Here is a 17,246-nt window from a genome sequence, read left to right as displayed (position 1 = left end):
CAAGCTGACTAAAATGCGATGGCGAGTGGTGTGCCGGCATTGCTCCGGCACTCCAGCGTATCATCCGATGCGCCTAGCGCATCATCCGATCCCACCCCGCGCGCACCGCCGACTTCATCTTGTCCCAGGTCGACTGCTCGGCCGGATAACGCGTATCCCAATCCGTGCGCAGGTCGTTCTCGACGTCGTTCCACTGGCGGCCACGGTACTTGTCGTTCTGCGCCATGGTCGAACCGTACGAATACGCCGGCTGGTAAGTGTCATACGACTCGCCACCCGCGCCGTACACCGAATTCCAGTGGTTGCGGTAGTAGAGGTCATCGTCGTCATTGGTCATGCGATCCCAGCCATGACGCACGGCGGCCTTCATCTTTTCCCAGGTCGACTGGCCGCCGGTCGAATAGCGGGTATCCCAGTCGCTGCGCAGGTCGGCTTCCACCGTGTCCCACTGGCGGCCACGGTACTTGTCGTCGCGCGCCATGCTCGAGCCGTAGGCGTAGGCCGGGCGGAATTCGTCGTACGAGCCGCCGGTGGCGCCGTAGGTCGAGCTGTAGTGGTTGCGGTAGTAGGCGTCGTTGTCATCGTCGTCCGTCATCTTGTCCCAGCCGTGGCGCACGGCGTTCTTGACGCGGTCCCAGGTCGACGGTTCGCTGCTGTCGCTGCCGGTGGTCGAGAATTCGCGGCGGCCGTCGATGCGGTTGTCCCAGCCCGAACGCAGGTCGGTCTCGACGTCGTCCCACGGACGATTGCGGTACATCTCGCTCTTGCGCATTTCGCTGCCGTACGAATAGGCCGGCTTGACGTCGTCGTACATTGCGCCGCTGCCCTCGTAGTTCGAGGTGTAGTGGCTGCGGTAGTAATCGTCGTCGTCATCGCCGGTGATGCGGTCCCAGCCGGCGCGCACGGCGTTCTTCATCTTTTCCCAGGTCGACTGGTCGGCGCTGGACGCGTTGCGGGTTTCCCAGTCGGTGCGCAGGTCGCTTTCGACGTCGTCCCAGGCACGGTTGGTGTAGCGGTCGCTACGGGCCGATTCGCTGCCGTAGCTGTAGGCCGGCAGGTAGTCGTCGTACTTGGCGCCTGAGGCGCTGTAGTTGCTGTCGAAGTGCTGGCGGTAGTAGCTGTCGTCGTCGATGCCCATGCCGGTCGACGAGCTGGCGGCCAGGCCCGAGGTCGGCTGGGAGGCCGGGGTCGAGGTCGAACCGAGTGCCGAACCCGACGAGCTCAGCGAGGTGCCGGTCGCATCCGAAGAGGCGCCCGAGACCGAACCGAGCGACGAGCCCGAGGTCGAGCCCAGCGACGAGCCCGAAGCGGTGCTCAGCGAGCTGTCGTTACGTTCGCGCGAGAAGATGCGGGTGCCGCTGCGCTGCTTGTCCAGGTTGCCCGAACCCGACAGCGAGCTGGAAGTCGAAGAAGCACCGCTGGTGCCCAGGCCAATGGTGTCAGTGCCGCCCAGCGCGGTATCGCGCTGCTGCGAGCCGGTGGTGGCTGCCGCCTGGCCCAGCGAGCTGCCGGCCAGCGGGCTGGTGCCGCTCGTGCTGGTGCTGCTCAGGGTGCCTTCCAGCGACGAGCCCTGCACTGCATTTTCGCGCAGCGTCGACGCTTGCAGCGAGGTGCCGCCGGTGGCGGTCAGGCCGCTCTGGCCCTGCGGCTCCTGGTAGGTGCCTCCCATCGGCTCGGCCTGGTTGATCGACTGCTGCTGGAACAGGCCGCGGTCGCCCGGATTGTCCAGTTCCGGGATCGAACCGGCCTGCACCGACGATGGCGAGGACGCGTTGGCCGAACCGGACAGCGACGACGAAGCCGAGCCCGAGCCCAGGTTCGATGCCGACTGCGCCGACATCGACGACGATTGCTGCATGCCCGCGCTTGCGCCCAGGCCCATGGCGCCGGCGCTCATGCCCATGCCGGGGGTGCCCGACGAGGTTTCGTCGATGTCGGTCGGACCGTAGCGCTCGACGATGTCGGCGGCGCGCTCGACTTCCGGCAGCGAGTCGGCGGTCAGGGTCAGCACGTGATGGCCGCGGTTGACCGCGCCTTCGTAACGGCTGGCGTGTTCGGCATTGTCCGAACCGAACAGGTCGGAGAAGAAATTCTTGATGCTGGCGGTGATGCCGGTGTCGCCGTCGGCGCTGCGGTCGAGGTCGGCCGCGCGGGTGGCGCTGATGCCGTCGCTGCCCAGGCTGCCGGTAGCGTTCAGGTCATCGGTGGCGTCGCCGGTGGAGAGGCGCACGTCGGTACGGGTGAAGCCCGACGACAGCAGTTCGTTCATGGCGCTCTGTGCGTCGGTGCGGTTGTCGAACACCGCTACAAGGGTATGTTGCATGGTCGTTCCTCCATTGAAATGGTCAGGCGCCTGCACGCGGCAAAAAGCCGCATCGTCTGGAGCGCTTTCGTGAACTAGATTACAACATTCCTCTTCAGGCTCGCGCACCATTGACTACCGACAATTAACTGGTGTTTGAGAGTGAAACGCCGCACACATGGAGGAAGAAAGAAGCCGGCGATGGCCGTCGCGGCATGGCCGGCACGGTTGAGCCAGCTCAAGGGGGAGTTAAAAAATTTGGGATATATCCAGCCGGCTACTGCCTTGCTAAAACAGCCGGCCGGACACCTTCAGGCGAAGGGATTGGCGATCGTCTGCACCTCCGGCGGCGGCAGCCGGTCCGGCAGCTCGCGCGCTTCCAGCGCGTCCACGACCTGGCCCAGCAGCGCGTGCAGGCGGCGCGCCTGCTCCAGGCCCGGCTTGTCGGCGGTCAGGTCGACGTCGCCCGAGATGGTGATGCGGTCGACCCGGTTTTCCAGCATCAGGTTGCCAATGCCGGCCACGTCCGCCTCGTTGGCGAACGGGGTGAAACTGTCGTTCTTCTTGCTCATCTTCTTGCCCATGTTAGCTCCAGTCTTCTGAGGTAGCGGCGATGCCGTTACGAGCGGTTCTTGCGCCCCTTGATCTTCGGCAGGCGCAGCATGCGTTCCTTCTGCTGCTGGCTGAGCGACGGCAGCAGTTCGATGCCGACGATGCGTTCCAGTTCGGCCACGGGAATCACATTGATCGGGGCGTCGCCGCGGTTCTCGGTGAACCAGGCGGCGGCCGCCTTCTGGCGCGGACTGTACACCACCTTGTACATGTGGCTCGGCACGATCACGTTGCCGACCTTCTTCAGGTTGGCGCCGAGGAAGGCCGGGCCGGTGATCACGTACAGCGAACCTTCCTTCTTGGCCATGGTGCGCACCGCGCCTTCGATCGGGGCCCAGATGTGGCGGTTATGGTCGCGGTCCTGCGGCACCATATTGGCCAGCGAAAAACTTTCGCGCTGGGTGCGGCGGTCGGGCATGTCGGCGTTGGGCGCCAGGTGGCCGCGGTCGAAGCCGCTGCGCGCATAGTCTGACAGCTCGGCGCGCTGCCCGCGCGGCAGCCGCCCTTCCGGATGGAATTTGTCGTCGCGGTCCAGGCCCTTGGCGCGGTCGAGGTTATCGGCGCGCAGGTATTCGGCCGACCACAGCGGGGTGCGGGTGACGCCGGAATGGACGATGCCGAACACGCCATAGCACAGCTCACGGGTGGCGGCATTCAGCTTCTGGTTGCGGATTTCGGGAGGGCGGCCGTCCAGGTAATGGACCGGGCAGCTGGCGGCCTGGGCGCCGGCGGCCGCGAGACTGGCCGCGACGAGCATGCCGGCAGCGGCTAAGCCGCTGGCCAGGCGGCGGAGGGTGTGACGAAACATGACTTAAGACAATATTTAAGAGACCCGGCATTTTAGCTGTTTGAGATTACTCAAGCATAAAAATTCCGGGACGTGCCCATGCACGCAGGCGTGGCCGCTATGCATGCCACACAGACGCGCACGATTGACTGGGCAGTTGGGCGCGCAATCGATTAAAATTGCCGTTTTCTCAAGTTGATTTTCCTTTTGGGAAACTAGTTTGTCGTGACCACCCCGCCGATTCCGGAAGACGTACGCCGCTTTGTGCTGACCAGCGTGCCTTCCGTCCCCTTCCTGGAAGCCTTGCTGCTGCTGCGCGCCGATCCCGGCTGCGAGTGGGACGGCACCATGCTGGCCGGCCGGCTGTACGTGCGCGAGCGCGTGGCGCAGGACCTGCTCGACGCCCTGTGCACCGCCGGCATGGCGCGCCGCTGCGATGCATCCGGACCGGGGACCAGACCCATCCTGTGCTGCTATGCGCCGGACGACGCGCTGCGCCAACGGATCGACCGCCTGGCCGAGGTCTACGCACGCCAGCTGGTCGACATCACCCACCTGATCCACTCTTCCCTTGACCGCAAGGCGCAGCAGTTCGCCGACGCGTTCCGACTGCGAAAGGACGCCTGAGGCGCATCCATATGGGCGAACTGATCTACACTCTCTGCATGCTGACCTCGCTGGCCTGCACCTGGCTGCTGCTGGCCAGCTACCGGCGCACGCGCTACCGCCTGCTGTTCTGGAGCGGCGCCTGCTTTGCGGTGATGACGCTGAATAATTTCCTTCTCCTGCTGGACAAGGTGGTGTTCCCGACCCAGGTCGACCTGCTGCCCTGGCGCCAGGCCAGCGCGCTGGTCGCCTGCCTGCTGCTGCTGTACGGACTGATCTACGAAAAGGAGTAGGCGATGAGCTTTCTGCTGGCCGGCGCGATCGCCATGGCTTCCCTGACCATCGCCCTGTTCTTCCTGCGCTTCTGGCGCAGCAGCGGCGACCGGTTCTTCCTGTATTTCGCGCTGTCGTTCGCGATCGAAGGCCTGCACCGGATCTATGCGGTGATGCGCGACGGCGGCGGCGAGGATTCGCCGCTGCACTACCTGATCCGGCTGCTGGCCTACGGTCTGATCATCTGGGCGATCCTGGAAAAGAACCTGCCGCGAAAGGAACGCGAGCGCTAGCCGCTGGTCGGCCGGGCTCGAACCGTGCGCCCGGCGGCCATGGCCTGGGACATAATCGCCACATGTCAAATCGTCATCAGGAGACCAGCATGAGCGATTCCAACCAGCAGAAATCCAGCCAGGGCGCGCAGCAAAAGGCGCCGCAGAGTCCGGATCAAGGCCAGCCGGCAGCGGGCGGCCAGGACAACCGTTCCGACAACCTGCTGCCGGGCGACGACGGCGCCGAGGACGGCCGCTTCGACGTCGCCGAAGAAGTCAGCCTCGACCAGAATTCGGACCAGGCGCGCAGAATCGGCCAGGCGCCGGACGGCATCGCCGACGCCCTGCCGGACGCCCTCAAGACCCCGCCGGCGACGCAGCCGGTGCCCGACAAGTCCTGAATCCCGGCAAACGGGCGTTGACAGCGCCCGTCCTGCGACATACATTGCCGCAATGTCCATATTTGCAGGCCCTTTCACTTTGCCGCGACCGATTTTCCTTTCCAGAGCGCCGGGCGGCGCGCCATGCTGAGCGGCCGCGGCAGCATCCTGTTCGTGTGCCGGCGCGAGATCGACGATCCGCTGCTGATGCAGGTGGCAAGCGAACTGGGGCAGACGGTCGAGCGCGCCTGGACGCTGGAGGAAGGCCTGGCCAGGATCGACGAGCGCGCGTTCGCGCTGATCCTGGTCGGTTATTCGGGCGACGCCCCGGGCATGCTGGCCGCGGTGCGCGCCCTGCGCGCCCATCCGCGCGCCCTGCACACTCCGCTGGTCGCGATCGGCCTGCCGCAGCCGGCGCCGTTCGACCAGGAGCAGCTGTACGAAGCGGGCGCGATCGCGGTGCTGCACGACCCGCTGTCGCCGACCATCCTGCGCGCCAAGGCGCGCTTCTACATCGACGCCTTCGACAGCCAGGTCGAGCGGCGCCGCGCCGAACTGGCGCTGGTGCAGACCCAGGCGCGGCTGGAAAGCATCATCGAGGCGGCCGAGCTCGGCGTCTGGACCTGGGAAGTCGGCGCCGACCGGGTCGACGCCGACATGCGCATGGCCGAACTGTTCGGCGTGCCCCACGACGCGCGCGGGCGGGCGCCGCTGGCCAGCTACCTGGCCGCGATCCATCCCGACGACGTCGGCGCCACCCAGGCCCAGATCGACCTCGCCGTCGCCAACAAGGGCGGCTATGCCTCGACCTACCGCGTGCGCCGTCCCGATGGCGGCTGGCGCTGGGTAATCGCTCGCGGCCATGTCGAGCAGCACGGCGCGGTGCACGAGCTGCGCGGCGTGGTGATCGACGCCACGCGCCAGCTCGAGGCCGAGCAGGAACTGGCCGCCACCGAAGAGCGCTACCGCACCGTGTTCGACTCGATCGACGAAGGCCTGTGCGTGATCGAGATGCTGTACGACGCCCACGGCAAGCCGTGCGACTACCGTTTCATCGAGGCCAATCCGGCCTTCATCAAGCACACCGGCCTGGTGGACGCGGTCGGCAAGACCATCCGCCAGCTGGCGCCGGGCCACGAACAGCACTGGTTCGACATCTATGGCCAGGTGGCCGAGACCGGCGAAGCGGTACGCTTCGAGAACGAGGCGCGCGCGCTGGGGCGCTGGTACGACGTCTATGCCGCTCGCCTGGGCGGCCATGGGCAGCGCCGGGTGGCGGTGCTGTTCAACGACATCACGGCGCGCCGCCAGTCCGAGGAAGCACTGCGCCAGATGGCGCACGACCTGGCCGAGGCCAACCGCCGCAAGACCGAATTCCTGGCCACGCTGGCGCACGAGCTGCGCAACCCGCTGGCGCCGATCCGCAGCGGCCTGCAGTTCATCCGCCGCGCGCCCGCCGATGCGCAAGGCACGGCGGCGGTGGCGCGGGTGCACGACATCATGGAACGCCAGCTGGGCCACCTGGTCAACCTGGTCGACGACCTGCTCGACGTGGCGCGCATCACGCGCGGCCAGATCGCGCTGCGGCGCGAACGGGTCGACCTGGCGGCGGTGCTGTCGGCCGCGGTCGAATCGAGCCTGCCGCTGATCGAAGCCGCGCGCCACGGGTTCGACGTGCGCCTGCCCAACGAACCCTTGACCCTGGACGCCGACCCGACCCGCCTGACGCAGGTGGTCAGCAACCTGCTCAACAACGCCGCGCGCTACACGCCCAAGGGCGGGCGCATCATGCTGGCGGCCGAGCGCGACGGCGACCAGGCGGTGGTGGCGGTGTCGGACAACGGCATCGGCATCGCGCCGGAAGCGCTGGAACAGGTGTTCGGCATGTTCACCCAGGTTGGCCAGACCCAGCAGCCGGGATCAGGCGGACTCGGCATCGGCCTGTCGCTGGTGCGCAGCCTGGTCGAGCTGCATGGCGGCACGGTGCGCGCGGAAAGCGCCGGGACCAATGCCGGCAGCGTGTTCACGGTGCGCCTGCCGCTGGCGCCGGCACTGCCGGGGGCGGCGCCGTCTTCGGCCTCCGGCGCCGCGCCCGAGCCGGCTGCGCGGGCCGGGCTGCGCGTGCTGGTGGTGGACGACAACCGCGACGCCGCCGAGACCCTGGCCGCCCTGCTCGGCCTGCTCGGCCACAGCGCGCCGGTCGCCAACGACGGCCACCAGGCGCTGCGCATGCTCGACAGCTTGAACCCGCAGGCGGTGTTCCTCGACCTGGGGATGCCGGGCATGTCGGGTTACGAAGTGGCGCAGAAGATCCGCGCGCAGCGGCGCTACGACGGCATACTGCTGGTGGCCCTGACCGGCTGGGGCGGCGAGGCCGACCGTGCGAAGACGGCGGCGGCGGGGTTCGATCGGCATTTGACCAAGCCGGCGACGGTGGAAGCGATCGAAGCGGTATTGGCGGCTATCTAGTTGTTTGAGGAGTGACGGCCGCGGTTATTTCGGTACCTTCAAAACGTCATTCCCGCGGAGGCGGGAACCCAGGTTCGTTGCATAACCACTTCGTCGAAACGTAGTGGCATGTGTGAAAACTTGGGTTCCCGCCTGCGCGGGAATGACAGTATGAGGGTGGTAGCTTAGCCGGCCACCGCCACCTTCTCCACCGGCGCCGCCACTTCCTGCTGGCTGGCGGCGAAGAAACGCTCGACCTTGTTGCTCTGCTCGGCGCTCTGGATCAGTTCGTGCATGCGCGAGGCGGTCAGGTCCCACGAGGTGCCGGCCACCACTTCGCGCATGCGCTGGGCCATGGTCTGGCGCGCGTCGTCGCTCAGGGCCAGCTGGCGTTCGCAGGCGGCGATGTAATCCTCGTACGATTCGGCGATCTCGACCACGTCGCCGTATGGCACCTTGACGTCGGTGATCGGGGTCGACACCGATGGCTTCTCGGCTGCCATGTATTCGAGCACCTTGGTCGGCGAGATGAACTTGGTCGACTCGTTCATCGCGAACGGCAGCAGGCAGACGTCCCAGCCGGCCAGGAATTGCGGCAGCTGGTCGTAGGTGCGCTGGCCCATGTAGTGCACGTTCGGCTGCTTCGGCAGCGAGGCCGGGTCGATCTTGACCACCGGGCCGACCAGCACGATCTGCCATTCCGGATGGGCGTCGGCCATGGCCTTGACCAGTTCGGTGTCGAAACGCTCGTCGATGACGCCGTAGAAGCCCAGGCGCGGATGCGGGATGTTGGCCTGTTCCGGGTGCGAGATCGATGCATCCTGCGCCTGGCGGAAGTGCTTGGCGTCGACGCTGCTCGAGAAGCAGTGGGCGTTGGCGTGGCGGTCGCGTTTCGACTGGTACAGGCTCGGGCCGCCGGTGAAGACGACGTCGGCGATGTTCAGCAGCGCGCTTTCGCGTTGCAGCAGCTGCTTCGGCGCGTTCTTGAACGCGGCCAGCTCGTCCATGCAGTCGTAGATGACTTTCGACGGCTTGAACAGCTGCAGCAGCGGCAGCGCCATCGGGGTGTAGAACCACACGATCGGCGACTCGTCTTCCGGCACCAGGTCGGCCAGCAGCGTCTGCAGGACCGGCAGCTGGTCGTCATGGAAGCCGAACTGCTGGATCGGGGTGTGCGGACGGCAGACGGTGATGTTCGCGGCGACTTGGTTTTTTTCCAGGCGTGCCTCGCCCTCGGTATGCATCGGCTCTTCCACGAAGAGGATGTTGTAGTGTTCGGCCAGACGGGTCATCAGGTGCTGGGGACGCTGGAACACGAAATCCCAACGCAGGTGGCAAAACACGATCAGGGTCGGCATGTTGATTTCCTTTCGCCTTGCTGGAGCTATAGTTGTTGGCAATGTGAAGCCGGGCCGGTTCTTCTCTCTCTGGACGCCGCTGCGGCGGCCGGTCGTGGACCGGGGCGCAGGACGGCGTGTCCGCTGCATGCGGGAACCTGGCCGACCTCAGAATCGTAACATGCAATTTTCCCAATATTTTCATTTATGCGAGGCAACATTGCAACAAAAGCAATTTGGAATGCGCTTCGTATGGATGAGCTTCATAGGGAGAGCCCGGCTCGTGTGCTGCACCATGTAGGGGGCTTCCTACACTCTGACGCGGAAAGCAACTACGAGAATTTGGCTTTTTTTTGATTTACCACCAGCCTCGGCCAGCCGGAAATGCCGGTTTCCGGCACTCCGGGCCGGATTCCGGCGTCGACCCTGTTGCCGAAGGGCAGCAAGAGCGCGCCAGACGGCGCGCCGGGACCGCCCGACAAAACCACGCGCGGATTACACCGCGTGGTACGGTTCCGCGCCTTCGGCGTGACCGTCTTCGCTGAAGCCGGTCGCCACCGACACCCCTTCCAGGCCGAGCGACAGCAGCGCGTCGCACAGTTCGTCGACCTCGTGCGCCAGGTCGGCCGCCAGGTCGACCGGCTTCTCGACGCTGCCCCATGGACGGCCGCCGTCGAGCGCGTACAGGTTGGCGCGCAGCAGCACGTGCTCGCCCATGTCGAGCGGGGCCACGGTAGCGTGCACCGCGTCCGGCGCCAGGTCCTTGGCCGCCAGCAGGCGCTTGGCCTCGGCCAGCAGGCCCAGCATGGCCAACTCGGCCACCGCCTGTTCCTTGGCGCCATAGAACAGGTCCTGGTACAGGAACGACAGTTCCAGGCGCTCGGGTTCCCGCGCCAGGCAACGCGCCAGCAGCGGCGCGGCCGATTCGGTCCACGCGCGATAGCGTTGCATGCGCGCTTCGAAATAGGCGTCGCTGCCGGCTTCGTCCTTCGGCACGCGATAGAACGGGTCGTCGTCGCGCTTGAGCGAGAAGCCGAGCAGGAAGCGCAGCTCGAGCGCGGTCTCGTCGGGCGCGACCGGCTCCCCGGTCCAGCCGCGCATGCTGGCCTCGATGGTCGGCGCCGGCTGCAGCTTTTTTTCCAGCAGCGACGCGGCCGCTTCGCGCAGCATTTCGTGCAGCGTGCCGTAGCCGATATGGTCGATCTCGGCCAGGTCGAAGGCGTGCTGCAGCAGCACCACTTTCGCCTTTTCGCTGTCCAGGCCGGCGCTCTGGAAGCTGGCCGCCAGGGCCCTGAACGCCGCCTCGTCCTGGAAGGTTTCCAGCGCCGCCAGGCCGCCGCGGCTGCGCACGAACAGCGGCACCAGGAAAGCGTCGATTTCGTATTCGACGTCCTTGCCGTCGGCGTCGCGCCGGAAGCGCCAGGTGGCGGCTTCTTCTTCGATGCGCGCGCGCAGCAGGCGGCAGGCCAGCGGGTCGGTGTAGCGGGCCAGCTCGATGGCTTCGTACAGCACCGCGTCGGCGCCCTTGCGGCCGCCCTTGCGCACCGCGCGCCGCACCGCGTGGGTCAGGGCGGCGTCCGGATCTTCGTCCTCGAGCGGGCCGAGACCGGCGGCCGCGGCGTCCTCGCGCTCGGCGATATCCAGGGCCAGGTCGGCCAGCTGGCGGGCCTGGGCATCGGTGTCCCGCTCTTGCGATTCGTCACGCGTGTTGTTCGAGGTGCGGGGAGCGGGACGCTTGTTCTTGGGCATGTCATACTTGAAGAAATTGATCGAGTTGGCATGGTATCACCGCGCGCCGCCCTTGCGAAACGCTCGGAAGGCCCGGGAACTTCCGAAGAGCCGCGCACGCGCCGCCTGCCGGAGTGATAAGCTTCGGGCCAAACATAACAACGTGGCGCCCAGCTGCGCGCTCAGCGACCGAATTCATGCTCGACCGACTCTTCAAACTCCGCGACAACCACACCGACGTGCGCACCGAACTGGTGGCCGGCCTCACGACGTTCCTGACGATGGTGTACATCATCTTCGTCAATCCCTCGATCCTGGGCGACGCCGGCATGCCGAAGGAATCGGTGTTCGTCGCCACCTGCATCGTAGCCGCGCTCGGCACCGCGGTGATGGGCCTGTACGCCAACTATCCGATCGCGATGGCGCCCGGCATGGGCCTGAACGCTTATTTTGCTTATGCCGTGGTCATCGGCATGGGCTTCACCTGGCAGGCGGCGCTGGGCGCCGTGTTCTTGTCGGGCTGCCTGTTCGTCGTGGTCACCCTGCTCGGCCTGCGCAGCATGATCGTGGACGGCATTCCACGCTCGATGCGGGTCGGGATCACGGTCGGGCTTGGCATGTTCCTGGCCCTGATCGCGCTGAAGAACGCCGGCATCGTGGTCGCCAATCCGGACACCCTGGTGAAAGCCGGTGACCTGCACCATCCGGCGGCGCTGATGGCTGCCGCCGGCTTCCTGGTTATCGTCGCGCTGGATCGCCTGCGCGTGCGCGGCGCGATCCTGATCGGCATCGTGCTGGTGACCGTGCTCAGCTTTTTCTTCGGCGGCAATACCTACCACGGCGTGTTCTCGGCGCCGCCGTCGATCGAACCGACCTGGTTCAAACTGGACATCAAGGCCGCACTGTCGGCCGGCATCCTGAACGTGGTGCTGGTGTTCTTCCTGGTGGAGCTGTTCGACGCCACAGGCACCCTGATGGGCGTGGCGCGCCGCGCCGGCCTGCTGGTCGAGGGCAAGATGGACCGCCTGAACAAAGCCTTGCTGGCCGATAGCGGCGCGATCCTGGCCGGCAGCGTGCTCGGCACTTCCAGCACCACCGCCTACCTCGAGAGCGCCTCCGGCGTGCAGGCCGGCGGGCGCACCGGCCTGACGGCGCTGACGGTGGCGGCGCTGTTCCTCGCCTGCCTGTTCATCGCGCCGCTGGCCGGCGCCGTGCCGACCTACGCCACCGCGCCGGCGCTGCTGTTCGTGGCCTGCCTGATGCTGGCCGACCTGGGCGAGATCGACTGGGGCGACACCACCGAGAGCATTCCGGCCGCGGTCACTGCGCTGGGCATGCCGTTTACCTATTCGATCGCGGAAGGGATTGCCTTCGGCTTCATCACCTACGCGGCGCTCAAGCTGCTGACGGGGCGCGCGCGCCAGGTCAAGCCGGTGGTGTGGGTGATCGCGGCGCTGTTCACTTTCAAGATCGCCTACGTGGGCACCTGACAGCGTGCTGGCAGCGTGACCGGAGTGTGACCTCAGAGTTACTCAGCAGCAAGCCAGGTGCGCACGAATCATGCCCGATTGCATCGCATCTCGCTGTCTTTGGGATACAATGTCCGCCAATCCGCGACGCCCTGGCGGCCGCGCAATTTCCACCAACGACGGGCCGGACCGCCCTCGCCTGAGGTTCCACGCGAACGGCGGCCGCACAGAAGCTGATGAAATCCACCCCGATCCCTGCGCTTGTCCTGGCCCTGGCCACAGGCGGCCTGCACGGCGCGGCATGCGCCTCCCCCGATCTTCCCCAAGTGATCGACGTCCACGCGCCGCTCACGGTGGTCAAGCCGCCAATTCCTGATGGCGGCTGGTTCACCTCGGCCGAGCTGGGCGCGATCAGCACCTCGGGCAATACCACCGGCACCTCGGTCACCGGCAAGATCGACGCGCGCCACGAGACGCCGCGCTGGAGCCATGAGTTCCTGCTCAGCGGCTACTTCAAGGAAGACGAGTACGACGACGAGAACGGCGAGCGCCAGCACGTGCGCTCGGCCGAGCGCTGGGCCACCTCGGCCAAGGCCTCGCTCAAGCTGCTGCGCGACGGCCGCCGCGCCTTCGTGCTGGGCAGCCACGTGAACGACAAGTTCGGCGCCTATACCCGCTACTCGACGCTGGCCGTCGGTTACGGCTCGCGTGTGCTGACGCGTCCGGACAAGAGCCTCGATGTGGAAATCGGTCCTGGCTATTTCGCCGGCGAACGCGAGACCGGCGAGGACGAAGATGGCCTGACGGTGCGTGGCGCGGCCCAGTTCCGCTGGCAGGTCAGCCCGTCGGCCTTCTTCGCCCAGACCGTCAGCGTCGAGAAAGGCACCTCGAACACCCACTCGGTGGCCGAGACGTCGCTCAGCACCAAGATCAATGGCACCATGCAGATGAAGGCCGGCTTCTCGATCCGCAACGATACCAGCGTGCCGGACGACAAGAAGAACACCGATACGCAGACCTCGCTGACGATGGTGTATTCGTTCTGACGTGCGGCAAGCCGTCCCCTGGCGCGCCCTGAAGCCCTCCGGCTTCCCGCCGATCGACTGCGGCGCCCATCGTCGATAAGCAACGCTGCGCCTGCCCTTGCCGCGATCCTGGCTAGCCGATCAGCCCGTGGCGCGATGCTTGCGCCACCCACTGCGGGTATTCGGTCATCAGCAAATCGTACAGGGCGGCGTCGGAATGTTCGTCCGGCGCCGCCACCGAGAAGAAGTCGGCGTTGTCGATCAGGCGCCCGTCGAGTTCGTCGAGCTTTTCCAGGAACGGGAAGTCGGAGTCGGCGAAGTTGGCCAGCGCCTTGCTCTTCGACTTGCGGCCCTTGCCGATGCCCATGAATTGCCAGAAGACCGGCTCGCGGCTGGCCCAGCGGATCTGGCGTTCGGTCAGCGGCTTGTCCGAGGTCGAGCCGTCGGTCACGAACATCACGTACACCGGCACCTGCGACTTGTGCGGCGTGTTGCGCGCGCCGCCGCCGCCATCCGGGAAATAGTGGCGGCGCACCGCTTCGATCGCGGCGCCGTAGCGGGTGTCGCCCTCGAGCGGATGGCGTTTGATCATCCGCTCGATGTAGTCCGACCAGTTCGACAGGCCCATCGGCGCGCCTTTGTGCACGTGTTTGCCGAACAGGAAAACGTCGATTTCGCCGTCGTCGTCGAAGCGGCAGCCCAGTGCCAGGATGCGTTCGGCGAAAGCTTGCACCGCCCCGCTGCGGTACAGCGCGCTCATCGAGCCGGAGATATCGAGCACCAGGCAGACCTTGGCGCGGTGCTCGGACAGGCCCGCTTTGGCCAGTGACACACCGGCGGATTTCACCAGGCTGACCAGCTTGGGAGCGGATTGCTCGACGCGCTTTTCCAGATTGATGCGGGCCGCGTTGCCTGCGCCTGGCGCGGAACGAGCCGGCGCTGCGGGCGGCGTATCGGCAACGGTGCCGCCGAAATGGCGTACCAGCGCGTCCAGCCCGCCGTTGAAACCCTGGCCGGCGGCCATGAAGCGCCATTGGCCGTCCTTGCGGTACACGTCACCCAGCATTACCGCCCGCTCCTGCGCGAAGTCCCTGCCTTCGAACGCAAACCGGGCGAACGCGCCGCCCGGTCCGTGCAGGCACAGGCTGCCGCTGCGTAGTTGCGACATCGCGGCGCCCTCACTGCTGGCGACGATGCTCACGCGTTCGACCCACGCCGGCAAGCGGCCGAGGTCGAAACGGAAGCCATCCCGATCGCCGCCGACCGCCGCCAGGGTCACGGCGCCGCATGGCGTGCCCGGCTGGTTGAAGAACGTCATATAGCGTTCGTCGGCCAGCTTGCCGCCGGCATCGAGTGCGAAACAGGCGAAGTCGAGATCCAGCCCCTGCGCCGGCAGGCCGACCTGCAGCATACCGCCCGGAACCTGTTGCGCCAACGGCAGGCGTTCGCCGCGCGAGAGTTGTTGCATGCTGCCTCCGGTTGCATCGTGGATGTTATTGGATGGGTATAAGCCGCTGCCCTCATTCTGGCTGATGAGTTCCCGGCCTTCAAGTTTTTTCGGTATCTCTGCTGGCACGCGTCTTCGCCCTTGCCTCTTTCCTGATGGCTTGTGTGGTGTGTGTTTGTGTTGTTTGAATTGTTAGCGGTGAATGAATCAGGTTGGGGAGATATTTATGTTGGTTAGTTACGTTTTATGAGATCGGACTAATGCACCATGGCTCCTTGCACCATCCTCATATCGTCATTCCGGTTGCGAATCGTCTGTCCATGCAAGCTCCAGGACATCGCCCTGATCCTGCACCAGTCCGAATCCGAGACGCGCATACAGTGTCCGTGCAGGGCCGTTATCGGCCCGCACCCGCAGCGCAATCGCGTCCTCTTCCCGCTGCAGGGTCGTCAGTACGGCCAGCGCCACGCCCTTCCTGCGCTGCCCGCCAGCGACTGCCAGGTCCACGACGCGCACGCCCGATGCTGCCCTTGCCAGCAGCACCCAGCCCAGCGGCCCCTCTTCGCTTTCCAGGAGCCAGGATTGCGCCTGAGGATAGCGCAACGCATAGTCGGCATCGCGCTGCCCCTGCTGGTGCCGCGCAATGGCGCTGATCACGCTGCGCGGCACCGGCAGCGCCCCCAGGTCCGGTCGGCAGGACAGGTACAGCTCGGCAAGGAAGCCCTCGTCCCGCTGCCCCGGCGTGCGCCCGGACAGCGCGCCGAAGCGCCTGGTCGCCGATGCGTTCACGCGGCCCGCGTCTGCTTGCCGGCGGCGACCAGCGCAAACAGGCTGATCAGCGCCGCCGCGCTCAGGTAGTAGCCGACGTATTCCAGCCCATAATTGCCCCCCAGCCACATCGCGATATACGGCGCCAGCGAGGCGCCGAGGATGCTGGCGAAGTTGAAGGTCAGCGAGGCGCCGGTATACCGCACCTCGGCCGGGAACAGCTCGGCCAGCAGCGTGCCCAGCGGACCATAGGTGAACCCGACCAGGCACATTCCCAGCACCATGAACAGGGTCACCGCGACCCAGCCGCCGGACCCGAACAACGGCCCGTACAGCAGGCCGAACACGGCGATCGCGCCGCTGACCAGCATCATCGCCGTGCGCCGTCCGCGGCTGTCGGCCAGCAGCGCCGACGGCGGAATCGTCAACGCGAAGAACAGCACCGCGAACAGCTGCAGCAGCAGGAACTGCTGGCGCGTGAAGCCCAGCTGCGCCGTGCCCCAGCTGAGCGCGAACACCGTCATCAGGTAGAACACGACGAAGGTGGCCAGCGCGATCAGGGTGCCCAGCACCAGCGCGCGCCGGTGGTCGCGCATCACCGCCACCATCGGCACCTTCACGCGCGCCTTACTGTCGAGCACCTTCTGGAAGTCGGGCGTCTCGGTGATCTTCAGGCGCACGTACAAGCCGACCGCCACCAGCAGCGCGCTGGCCAGGAACGGGATGCGCCAGCCGTAGCTGAAGAAGGCGGCGTCGCTCATCAGTTCGCCCAGCAGCAGGAAGGTGCCGCCGGACAGGAAGAAGCCGATCGGCGCGCCCAGCTGCGGGAACATGCCGTACCAGGCGCGCTTGCCGGGCGGCGCGTTCTCGGTGGCCAACAGCACCGCGCCGCCCCATTCGCCGCCCAGGCCCAGGCCCTGGCCGAAACGGCACAGGGCCAGCAGCAGCGGCGCCGCCACGCCGGCCTGGGCATAGGTCGGCAGCAGCCCGATCAGGACCGTGGACAGGCCCATGGTCAGCAGCGCCGCCACCAGCGTGGCCTTGCGGCCGATGCGGTCGCCGAAGTGGCCGAACACGGCCGAGCCGACCGGACGCGCGAAGAAGGCAATCGCAAACGTCGCCAGCGACTGCAGCACCGCCGCGCCGGGGTCGCCGGCCGGGAAGAACAGGCGCGGGAACACCAGCACCGCGGCGGTGGCGTAGATATAGAAGTCGTAGAACTCGATGGTGGTGCCGATCAGGCTGGCGAACAGTACGGTGCGCGGCTTGTTGGCCGGGACCGGATTCGCGCCCGGCGCCGGAGTCGATGATGCAACGCTCATGCGCCGGCCTTGGCCAGCGCTTCGCGCACCGCGTCGGCGCTGTCGGGCCGCACCACGCGCGCCACTTCCTGCCCGTCCTTGAGCACCACCACGCTTGGCCACAGCTTGATGCGGAACGAGCGTCCCAACGGACGTCCCGGACCGTCCTCGACCTTGATGTGGCGTGCCTGCGGATAGTCGGCCAGCCCCTGCGCGATCAGCGGCTCGCCGGCGCGGCAGTAGCCACACCAGTTGGTGCCGAAGTCGAGGGCGACGATGCCGGGCGTGGCGTCGATGCTGCTGCGTTCGGGCTGGGCGGTTTCATACGGTGCGGTCATGGCTCGGTCTCCTTTGTTATAGCTTCATCAACGCCATAAGCCTACCCGAAAACCGGCACGCCGGCACGGGCGCCGCACGAAGCGGACCGATCATCTCGAAGCGGGTCGAATGTGAGTCATCGGAATGTGAGGCAGCGTACGGAAGACGCCGCT

The 17,246-nt window shown here is 66.5% G+C and carries 16 protein-coding genes; 7 read left to right on the top strand and 9 right to left on the bottom strand.

Going from position 1 to position 17,246, the window contains the following annotated elements; translation table 11 throughout:
* Positions 1–73: 73 nt before the first annotated feature.
* The 3 genes from QPK27_RS20550 to QPK27_RS20540 all read right to left on the bottom strand — a co-directional run bounded on the left by QPK27_RS20550 (position 74) and on the right by QPK27_RS20540 (position 3,722).
* Complete coding sequence (locus tag QPK27_RS20550) at positions 74–2,323, bottom strand: hypothetical protein (protein WP_290420040.1); 2,250 nt, start codon at positions 2,321–2,323, stop codon at positions 74–76.
* A 290-nt stretch (positions 2,324–2,613) separates the two neighbouring features.
* Positions 2,614–2,886, bottom strand: a complete 273-nt coding sequence (locus tag QPK27_RS20545; RefSeq protein ID WP_374047096.1) for a hypothetical protein — start codon at positions 2,884–2,886, stop codon at positions 2,614–2,616.
* Between the two features lie 35 nt (positions 2,887–2,921).
* Positions 2,922–3,722, bottom strand: a complete 801-nt coding sequence (locus tag QPK27_RS20540; protein ID WP_290420039.1) for a DNA/RNA non-specific endonuclease — start codon at positions 3,720–3,722, stop codon at positions 2,922–2,924.
* Positions 3,723–3,926: 204 nt separating this feature from the next.
* On the opposite strand from QPK27_RS20540, the gene QPK27_RS20535 reads away from it, so the two are divergent.
* The 5 genes from QPK27_RS20535 (at position 3,927) to QPK27_RS20515 (ending at position 7,701) form a co-directional block, all read left to right on the top strand.
* A complete protein-coding gene (locus tag QPK27_RS20535) occupies positions 3,927–4,328 on the top strand; it encodes a hypothetical protein (protein WP_290420038.1) in 402 nt (133 codons plus the stop codon).
* An 11-nt stretch (positions 4,329–4,339) separates the two neighbouring features.
* Positions 4,340–4,600: a DUF5985 family protein gene (locus tag QPK27_RS20530; protein WP_290420037.1), complete on the top strand. Its 261-nt coding sequence runs from the start codon at positions 4,340–4,342 to the stop codon at positions 4,598–4,600.
* A 3-nt stretch (positions 4,601–4,603) separates the two neighbouring features.
* A complete protein-coding gene (locus QPK27_RS20525) occupies positions 4,604–4,873 on the top strand; it encodes a DUF5985 family protein (RefSeq protein ID WP_290420036.1) in 270 nt (89 codons plus the stop codon).
* An 89-nt stretch (positions 4,874–4,962) separates the two neighbouring features.
* Positions 4,963–5,253 (top strand): hypothetical protein, encoded by a 291-nt coding sequence (locus tag QPK27_RS20520; protein WP_290420035.1) that lies wholly within the window; start codon positions 4,963–4,965, stop codon positions 5,251–5,253.
* Positions 5,254–5,376: 123 nt separating this feature from the next.
* Entirely contained in the window at positions 5,377–7,701 is a 2,325-nt protein-coding gene (locus tag QPK27_RS20515) for an ATP-binding protein (RefSeq protein WP_290420034.1), read from the top strand.
* A 164-nt stretch (positions 7,702–7,865) separates the two neighbouring features.
* Here QPK27_RS20515 and QPK27_RS20510 read toward each other — a convergent pair whose 3' ends face one another.
* Entirely contained in the window at positions 7,866–9,038 is a 1,173-nt protein-coding gene (locus QPK27_RS20510) for a glycosyltransferase family 1 protein (protein ID WP_290420033.1), read from the bottom strand.
* Positions 9,039–9,512: 474 nt separating this feature from the next.
* Positions 9,513–10,766, bottom strand: a complete 1,254-nt coding sequence (locus QPK27_RS20505; protein WP_290420032.1) for a hypothetical protein — start codon at positions 10,764–10,766, stop codon at positions 9,513–9,515.
* Positions 10,767–10,942: 176 nt separating this feature from the next.
* Here QPK27_RS20505 and QPK27_RS20500 point away from each other — a divergent pair, with 176 nt between their 5' ends.
* Both QPK27_RS20500 and QPK27_RS20495 read left to right on the top strand, forming a co-directional pair.
* Positions 10,943–12,235 (top strand): NCS2 family permease, encoded by a 1,293-nt coding sequence (locus tag QPK27_RS20500; protein WP_290420031.1) that lies wholly within the window; start codon positions 10,943–10,945, stop codon positions 12,233–12,235.
* Between the two features lie 215 nt (positions 12,236–12,450).
* On the top strand, positions 12,451–13,260 hold the full coding sequence (locus QPK27_RS20495; RefSeq protein ID WP_290420030.1) for a YdiY family protein: 810 nt from the start codon (positions 12,451–12,453) through the stop codon (positions 13,258–13,260).
* 112 nt (positions 13,261–13,372) lie between these two features.
* Here QPK27_RS20495 and QPK27_RS20490 read toward each other — a convergent pair whose 3' ends face one another.
* From QPK27_RS20490 to QPK27_RS20475, 4 genes are all read right to left on the bottom strand, one after another.
* Positions 13,373–14,707: a VWA domain-containing protein gene (locus tag QPK27_RS20490; RefSeq protein ID WP_290420029.1), complete on the bottom strand. Its 1,335-nt coding sequence runs from the start codon at positions 14,705–14,707 to the stop codon at positions 13,373–13,375.
* 273 nt (positions 14,708–14,980) lie between these two features.
* Positions 14,981–15,475: a GNAT family N-acetyltransferase gene (locus tag QPK27_RS25540; protein WP_290420028.1), complete on the bottom strand. Its 495-nt coding sequence runs from the start codon at positions 15,473–15,475 to the stop codon at positions 14,981–14,983.
* Positions 15,472–16,776, bottom strand: a complete 1,305-nt coding sequence (locus tag QPK27_RS20480; RefSeq protein WP_290420027.1) for an MFS transporter — start codon at positions 16,774–16,776, stop codon at positions 15,472–15,474. Before QPK27_RS20480 ends, QPK27_RS25540 begins: the two co-directional genes overlap by 4 nt.
* Positions 16,773–17,093 (bottom strand): thioredoxin family protein, encoded by a 321-nt coding sequence (locus QPK27_RS20475; protein WP_290420026.1) that lies wholly within the window; start codon positions 17,091–17,093, stop codon positions 16,773–16,775. Before QPK27_RS20475 ends, QPK27_RS20480 begins: the two co-directional genes overlap by 4 nt.
* Between the last annotated feature and the right edge of the window lie 153 nt (positions 17,094–17,246).

The organism is Massilia sp. YIM B02443 (assembly GCF_030411955.1).
Taxonomy (GTDB): Bacteria; Pseudomonadota; Gammaproteobacteria; order Burkholderiales; family Burkholderiaceae_D; genus Telluria.
Note: the sequence above shows the minus strand (reverse complement) of the source record. Positions and strands in the feature narration are given on the sequence as shown.

What these genes read in the sequence shown, in the direction of transcription:
- QPK27_RS20550 (WP_290420040.1), bottom strand. Translation starts at nt 2,323, where the DNA reads ATGCAACATACCCTTGTAGCGGTGTTCGACAACCGCACCGACGCACAG.
- QPK27_RS20545 (WP_374047096.1), bottom strand. Translation starts at nt 2,886, where the DNA reads ATGGGCAAGAAGATGAGCAAGAAGAACGACAGTTTCACCCCGTTCGCC.
- QPK27_RS20540 (WP_290420039.1), bottom strand. Translation starts at nt 3,722, where the DNA reads ATGTTTCGTCACACCCTCCGCCGCCTGGCCAGCGGCTTAGCCGCTGCC.
- QPK27_RS20530 (WP_290420037.1), top strand. Translation starts at nt 4,340, where the DNA reads ATGGGCGAACTGATCTACACTCTCTGCATGCTGACCTCGCTGGCCTGC.
- QPK27_RS20525 (WP_290420036.1), top strand. Translation starts at nt 4,604, where the DNA reads ATGAGCTTTCTGCTGGCCGGCGCGATCGCCATGGCTTCCCTGACCATC.
- QPK27_RS20520 (WP_290420035.1), top strand. Translation starts at nt 4,963, where the DNA reads ATGAGCGATTCCAACCAGCAGAAATCCAGCCAGGGCGCGCAGCAAAAG.
- QPK27_RS20515 (WP_290420034.1), top strand. Translation starts at nt 5,377, where the DNA reads ATGCTGAGCGGCCGCGGCAGCATCCTGTTCGTGTGCCGGCGCGAGATC.
- QPK27_RS20510 (WP_290420033.1), bottom strand. Translation starts at nt 9,038, where the DNA reads ATGCCGACCCTGATCGTGTTTTGCCACCTGCGTTGGGATTTCGTGTTC.
- QPK27_RS20505 (WP_290420032.1), bottom strand. Translation starts at nt 10,766, where the DNA reads ATGCCCAAGAACAAGCGTCCCGCTCCCCGCACCTCGAACAACACGCGT.
- QPK27_RS20500 (WP_290420031.1), top strand. Translation starts at nt 10,943, where the DNA reads ATGCTCGACCGACTCTTCAAACTCCGCGACAACCACACCGACGTGCGC.
- QPK27_RS20495 (WP_290420030.1), top strand. Translation starts at nt 12,451, where the DNA reads ATGAAATCCACCCCGATCCCTGCGCTTGTCCTGGCCCTGGCCACAGGC.
- QPK27_RS20490 (WP_290420029.1), bottom strand. Translation starts at nt 14,707, where the DNA reads ATGCAACAACTCTCGCGCGGCGAACGCCTGCCGTTGGCGCAACAGGTT.
- QPK27_RS20480 (WP_290420027.1), bottom strand. Translation starts at nt 16,776, where the DNA reads ATGAGCGTTGCATCATCGACTCCGGCGCCGGGCGCGAATCCGGTCCCG.
- QPK27_RS20475 (WP_290420026.1), bottom strand. Translation starts at nt 17,093, where the DNA reads ATGACCGCACCGTATGAAACCGCCCAGCCCGAACGCAGCAGCATCGAC.